Genomic DNA, 5,486 nt, shown 5'->3' with positions numbered 1-5,486 from the left:
GACTCCCGGCCCTGCCCTGGCCCGGGCCGACCAGCTAGTCCGCGCCCGCGCGTCGCCCCGCCGCCCGGTCCGGCCACCGTCCGATCCGGCTAGCGTCCGGAACGGTCAGGCCTCGTCCATCCGACGGCGTAGGTCCTCGCGCTTGACCCGCCGGTCGGCGTCGACCGCGGAGATGTCGGAGTTGATCTCCGCCCGCAGGCGGGTGAACAGGATCATCGACAGCGGGAGGGCGACCACCACGGAGAGGATCGCCGCGACGAGCACCGGGACATCCACTCCGGCGAGTCGGCCGATCCCGATGACGACCAGGGTCAGCGCCACGACCATCAGCAGTCTCAACACGGTGTAGAACATCATGTTGCGGGCCAGCCGCGCGCCGGGCCTGGTTCCGGTGGGCGCCTGCGCCGGGATTGCTGACTCGTCTCGCTCGCTCATGAACACCAGGATACGTATCGTGGTGGGAAGGAGGTTCGAGTGATCTGGCTGTTCGCACTCATCGGAGTGGTGACCGTGGCAATCCTGCTGTGGCGGGCCTTTGGGCCCGGTTCACGGCCGGCCCCGCCGCGCGTGATCGCCCCGGACGACGACCCTGATTTCCTACGGGATCTCGACGGGCGTAAACCCCTGGACCCCTAGCGGGCCAGGAGATCGACGATCGAGTCGACCGCGTGGCTGATCTGTGCCCCGGTCCGGTCGAAGACCTCGGGCTCGCGGCCGATCGGGTCCTCGATGTCCCACGCCGGGTCGTCGGTGTCCACGCCGAGTCGGGCTCGCGCCAGCCCCGGGAGGGTCAGCGCTCGGTCGGCGTCGGCGAGGTGGGCCGCCTCCAGGAGCGTGTAGGTCTTCCTCCACAGCAGCGGAGCCATCTCCTGCACGGCGTCGCGGTGGGCGCGCGTCGCGGTGAGGACCAGATCGTGGCCCTGCAGGAGTCGCGGCGAGAGGAGGCGGGAGCCGAAGCCCTCCGCGTCACCGCCATAGGCCTCGAGCACCCGATGGGTCTCGCGGTGGATCGCCACCCCGTTGACCGCCCTCGTCCCCGCCGAATCCACCACCACGTCGAGTCCCGCATGGGCGGCTCGCGCGGCGAGCAGTCGCTCGGCCAGCGGTGACCGACACATGTTGCCGGTACAGACCGTCATCACCGAGATCGCCATGCCGCAGATCCTAGTGGGAGGCCCCCACACCGACGGTCGGGCAGGTCACCGCGCGGAACCGCCGGTCACCGGTCACTCGCCACGCCAGTGCGGGGTGCGCTTGTCCAGGAACGCGGTCATGCCTTCCTGGGCGTCGCACGTCATCGCGTTGGTGGACATGGTCTCGGCCATCTCGCGGTACGCCTCGCCCTGCGGGAGGTCGATCTGCCGGTAGAAGGCCTGCTTGCCGATCTGCAGGGTCAACGGGCTGGCATCGGCGATCCGGGTGGCCAGCTCGTCGACACGGGCCCGGAGCCGGTCGGCGGGTACCGCCTCGTTGACCAGGCCCCACTCGACAGCGGTGGCGGCGTCGATCGTCTCACCGGTCAGCAACATCTGGAGCGCCCGCTTGCGGCCGATGTTCCGCGAGACCGCCACCATGGGGGTCGAGCAGAACAGGCCGATCCTCACGCCCGGGGTGCCGAACCGGGCGGTGTCGACGGCCACCGCCAGGTCGCAGGTCGCCACGAGTTGGCATCCGGCGGCGATGGCGTGGCCCTGTACCTCCGCGATCACGGGCTGGCGGATGGCCTGGATCGACTCCATGAGCTCGACGCAGGTGTCGAAGACCTCGCGCTCCTCGTCGAGGGTGCGGTCGATCATCTCGCCGATCTCGTGCCCGGCGGACAGCGCCGGGCCGGACCCCGTCACCACCACCACGCCGCACGACGGGTCGTCGCCGAGGTCGCGGATGGCGGCCGTGGCCTCTCGCATCATCTGCATCGAGAGGGGGTTGCGGCGCTCGGGCCGGTCGAGGGTCACGCGCGCGATCGGGCCGCTGCGCTCGACGAGGACGTACGGGGTGCTCACTGGGGCCTCCGGGAGGGACGGGAGTGCGTGTCCCCCGGTTCTACCCCGCCGGACGGGTCCGTGGCGCCGGAGTGGAGATCGACGCCCCCGATGGAGGCCGGGCCCACCGCGCCCCGGGCCACCTCGGTGGGAGTACCGAGCCGCGGGTTATCGAACCGGGGCCGGGTGCTCGCCGCCGCACCACTTCTCTGCGGGCACGGCGGCCTTGACCTCGTCGACGTGCTGACCACAACCGTCCCAGGTGGTCTTGCCGCAGACGGAACAGGCGACGGGGTAACACATGGCGTCCTCCTTCAAGGGGGTTGTCGACCCGACAGGATGTCGCTCGATACCCCCTAGGGTATGTCAATCGCGGCTCGGGCGCCACTCCTCGTCGACACGGGCGGTGGCCTCGCGCAGACGGTCCACGTGCGCCTCGCAGTCCTCCCACCGCGGCAGACGCCCCGAGGCCGCGACGTCGAGCAGGCTCGGGGCGTCACGGTCCTTCTCACTCATCACGTGCGTGATCGGGGTGCCGTCGAGGGCCACGGAGGGCCAGTCGATCGCGATGTGGGAGTCGAACGCGTCCACCGCGTGCTCGGCGCCCGGCCGCCACCCCTCCGAGCACAGGTACATGACCGTGGACTGCGGCTCCAGCGAGAGGAATCCGTGCGCCACGCCCTCGGGGACGTAGATCGCCCGCTGATCGCTCGAGTCGAGGATCACCCCCGACCACTCGCCGAAGGTCGGTGAACCGACCCGCACGTCCACCACCACGTCGAACACCGACCCCGACGGGCACAGCACGTATTTGGCCTGCCCGGGCGGCACGTCGGCGTAGTGCAGGCCCCGCAGGACCCCCTCGCCCGACACCGACACGTTGACCTGCGCGAGGTCGAAGCGGTGCCCGGTCAAGCGGCGGAAGGCCGGGTCGGTGAACGCCTCGTGGAAGACCCCGCGGTCGTCCGAGATCCGGCGGGGGGTGATCTCCCACGCCCCCGACACGCTCAGTTCGCGTTGCTGCACCGGCGGTCCCGCCTTCCTGGTCACCTGACTTCCGATCCCGCCCACCCTAGCGGGACACCCCGCCGCCGCCCGCGTGCGTCAACCCCGCATGGCGCCGACGATCTGACCTGCCGTCCACTCGCCGATCAGCAGGCAGTCCATGGCCGAGTCGTGCAGACCAGCGTCCTCGCGCCACCCGGTCACGACGAACTGGAAGACGTAGGTCGCCTCGTCGTCGCTCCATCCCACGATCAGGCTCGAGGTGGCCATCTCTCCGGGCTCGGCCGTGTAGGTGCCCCTGATGAAGCGGTAGACGCTGCGCACCGCGCCGGCGTCCTCGTCCCCCTCCCCCGCGACCTCCTCCAGCAACGTCCAGTCCGAGAGCACCTCCGCGGTGGCGACGATCATGGTCACCGCGTCATCGGTGGACATCGCGGGCGCGACGCGCGCGCACGTGGCCACGGCGTTGGGGGAGAAGCCGTCGCAGTGAGCCCCCGGGTCCACATAGATCACCGCCGACGGCTCCGGTGACTCGATCCGCTGCCACGGCGGGTTGTCCACCCAGGTCAGCGGTTGCGCGGCCACCGCCATCGGCGGGCTCGCCTCGAGCGAGCGACCGGTCGAGGCGCAGAACTCCTGAATAGAGGTCATGTCAGCCCTGCAGTCCCGCGCCGACGATGTGCGCCCCGCCGTCCACGACGATCGTCTGCCCGGTGATCCAGTGGGCGTCGTCGGAGAGCAGGAACGACACGGGACCTGCGATGTCGTCGGGTACCCCCAGTCGGCCCGCGGGCAGAGCCGCGGACATCTGCTCCTCGCGGCCGGAGTAGAGCGCCTCGGCGAAGCGCGTCTTGACCACGCCCGGCGCCACGGCGTTGACGCGGACGGCGGGGCCGACCTCCACCGCGAGTTCCTGCGTCAGTCGCATGACCAGCGCCTTGGTGGCGCCGTACCACCCGATCCCCGGCGAAGGGGCCAGTCCGGCGATCGAGGCCACGTTGACCACCGCCCCGCCCCGCTCGCCGAGACCCGAGTGATAGACCTTCTGCGTCCACGCCAGGGTGCCCAGCGCATTGACCTCGGTGATCTTGCGGGCGGCCGCCAGGTCCACGTCGACCGTCCGACCGAATACGGGATTGATGCCGGTGTTGTTGACCAGAAGGTCCACCGGCCCGAAGGCCTCCTCGGCCCGGGCCACCACCTCGCGCTGGTGGTCCTCGTCGTCGGACTTGCCCGCCACCGCGAGCACCCGGTCCGGCGCACCCAACTCGGCGACCGCCTCGTCGAGGCCCTCCTGCCCGCGGGCGGTGATCACCACGGACGCCCCCTCGGACAGCAGACGTCGCGCGATCCCCAGCCCGATCCCACGGCTGGCGCCGGTGACGAGAGCGGTCCTGCCCGCGAAGCGGTCGGGCACGACGGGGCCGGTGCGGGGGGCGGGAAGGGGGGAAGGGCTCACGTGTCGTCTCCTGGTGCGGATCGGGGCTCTCGGGTGTGCACTGCCAGCCTAGAGGCCGTGTCCCGGTGCTAGGTTCACGGGATTTTCTCAGCCCGCCCCCAGGGAATCCCGGCCGACCGGCGGGACGAGAGTTACAGTCATCGTCAGGAATCAACCGGCCGTCGCGCACGGCGCAACTACCCCAGGGCGTGCCCATGTCTCCACTTGCTCCACGCGGTGCGGCGGATACCCCCGTGTGCTCGATCCTCGACATCCCGGGCCCCCGCTGGTTCCACCCGGACGACCCCATCTGGCGTGTCCACGGCGACGCGGCCACCCCGATCGGCGTGACCACCGCACTGCTCATGCTGGCCGCCAACCCGGCCTACGCGGCCACGCTCGCCGCCGCGGACGCGGTCGAGGAACCCTGGTCCGCGGACGGCTACCTGCACGATCTCATCGAGATCACCACGTTCGGCACGGTCGACGACGCGATGGTGACGATCGAGCACTCGCACCGCGACCGCGCCTCCTTCTCCGGCACCACCGAGCACGGGCAGTACTACTACGGGTCGGACCCCGAGCTCGTGGAGTGGGCACACGCGGCCACCACGTGGGCCCTGCTCGCCGCGTACCAGCGCTTCGCCGCGCAGCCGCTCACCCCGGCCGAGTCCGATCGATACGTCAGGCAGACGGCCGGGATCGCGCACCTGCACGGCTGCCGGGTCTCTCCCATGACGGTCCGCGAACTCGAGCAGCTGCTCCGTTCCTCCAGGGATCGCGCTCGTGCGACATCGGCGGGTCAGCGGGCCGCGACGCGGTTACGCGAGACGGCGCGCGCGTGCAGGGGCCTCGTGGACACCTCCGTCACGGCACACCGCTCGTGCATCACGGTGGTCCACGCCGCCGCCAGCCTCGTCCCCTCCGACGTGCGTCGCGCCCTCGACCTGCCCCACCGCCCCATGGATCGCGCTGCCGTCTTCGGCCGGATCACCAGGGCGCACGAGGGTCTGGGGGCTCCGATGCTCACCACCCGCGCGCCCATCGCCGCGCCGTCCGCC

At 71.1% G+C, this 5,486-nt stretch carries 9 protein-coding genes; 2 read left to right on the top strand and 7 right to left on the bottom strand.

The annotated features are described in order from the left end of the window. Window positions 1-105: 105 nt before the first annotated feature. Entirely contained in the window at window positions 106-435 is a 330-nt protein-coding gene (locus tag G6027_RS10165; protein ID WP_182637069.1) for a DUF4229 domain-containing protein, read from the bottom strand. A gap of 39 nt (window positions 436-474) precedes the next feature. On the opposite strand from G6027_RS10165, the gene G6027_RS10160 reads away from it, so the two are divergent. Next, window positions 475-636 carry a hypothetical protein gene (locus tag G6027_RS10160; protein ID WP_017837921.1) on the top strand — a complete coding sequence of 54 codons (162 nt, stop codon included), beginning with the start codon at window positions 475-477 and terminating at the stop codon, window positions 634-636. Here the strand turns inward: G6027_RS10160 and G6027_RS10155 are convergent. The 6 genes from G6027_RS10155 to G6027_RS10135 form a co-directional block, all read right to left on the bottom strand. After that, window positions 633-1,154: a protein-tyrosine-phosphatase gene (locus tag G6027_RS10155; RefSeq protein ID WP_182637068.1), complete on the bottom strand. Its 522-nt coding sequence runs from the start codon at window positions 1,152-1,154 to the stop codon at window positions 633-635. The genes G6027_RS10160 and G6027_RS10155 overlap by 4 nt on opposite strands. 72 nt (window positions 1,155-1,226) lie before the next feature. Continuing rightward, window positions 1,227-2,003: an enoyl-CoA hydratase gene (locus G6027_RS10150; RefSeq protein WP_182637067.1), complete on the bottom strand. Its 777-nt coding sequence runs from the start codon at window positions 2,001-2,003 to the stop codon at window positions 1,227-1,229. 147 nt (window positions 2,004-2,150) lie between these two features. Continuing rightward, complete coding sequence (locus G6027_RS19340; protein ID WP_277612333.1) at window positions 2,151-2,285, bottom strand: hypothetical protein; 135 nt, start codon at window positions 2,283-2,285, stop codon at window positions 2,151-2,153. A 63-nt stretch (window positions 2,286-2,348) separates the two neighbouring features. Beyond that, window positions 2,349-3,008 carry a dTDP-4-dehydrorhamnose 3,5-epimerase gene (gene rfbC / locus G6027_RS10145; RefSeq protein ID WP_182637072.1) on the bottom strand — a complete coding sequence of 220 codons (660 nt, stop codon included), beginning with the start codon at window positions 3,006-3,008 and terminating at the stop codon, window positions 2,349-2,351. A gap of 78 nt (window positions 3,009-3,086) precedes the next feature. After that, entirely contained in the window at window positions 3,087-3,638 is a 552-nt protein-coding gene (locus G6027_RS10140) for an LpqN/LpqT family lipoprotein (RefSeq protein ID WP_182637066.1), read from the bottom strand. A gap of 1 nt (window position 3,639) precedes the next feature. Next, window positions 3,640-4,446, bottom strand: a complete 807-nt coding sequence (locus G6027_RS10135) for an SDR family oxidoreductase (protein WP_346995686.1) — start codon at window positions 4,444-4,446, stop codon at window positions 3,640-3,642. A 194-nt stretch (window positions 4,447-4,640) separates the two neighbouring features. Here G6027_RS10135 and G6027_RS10130 point away from each other — a divergent pair. Continuing rightward, a partial coding sequence (locus G6027_RS10130) for an oxygenase MpaB family protein (protein WP_187702790.1) occupies window positions 4,641-5,486 on the top strand: 846 nt, incomplete at its 3' end.

The sequence above is a fragment of the Dietzia sp. SLG310A2-38A2 genome (assembly GCF_014145095.1).
Classification (GTDB): Bacteria; Actinomycetota; Actinomycetes; order Mycobacteriales; family Mycobacteriaceae; genus Dietzia.
Note: the sequence above shows the minus strand (reverse complement) of the source record. Positions and strands in the feature narration are given on the sequence as shown.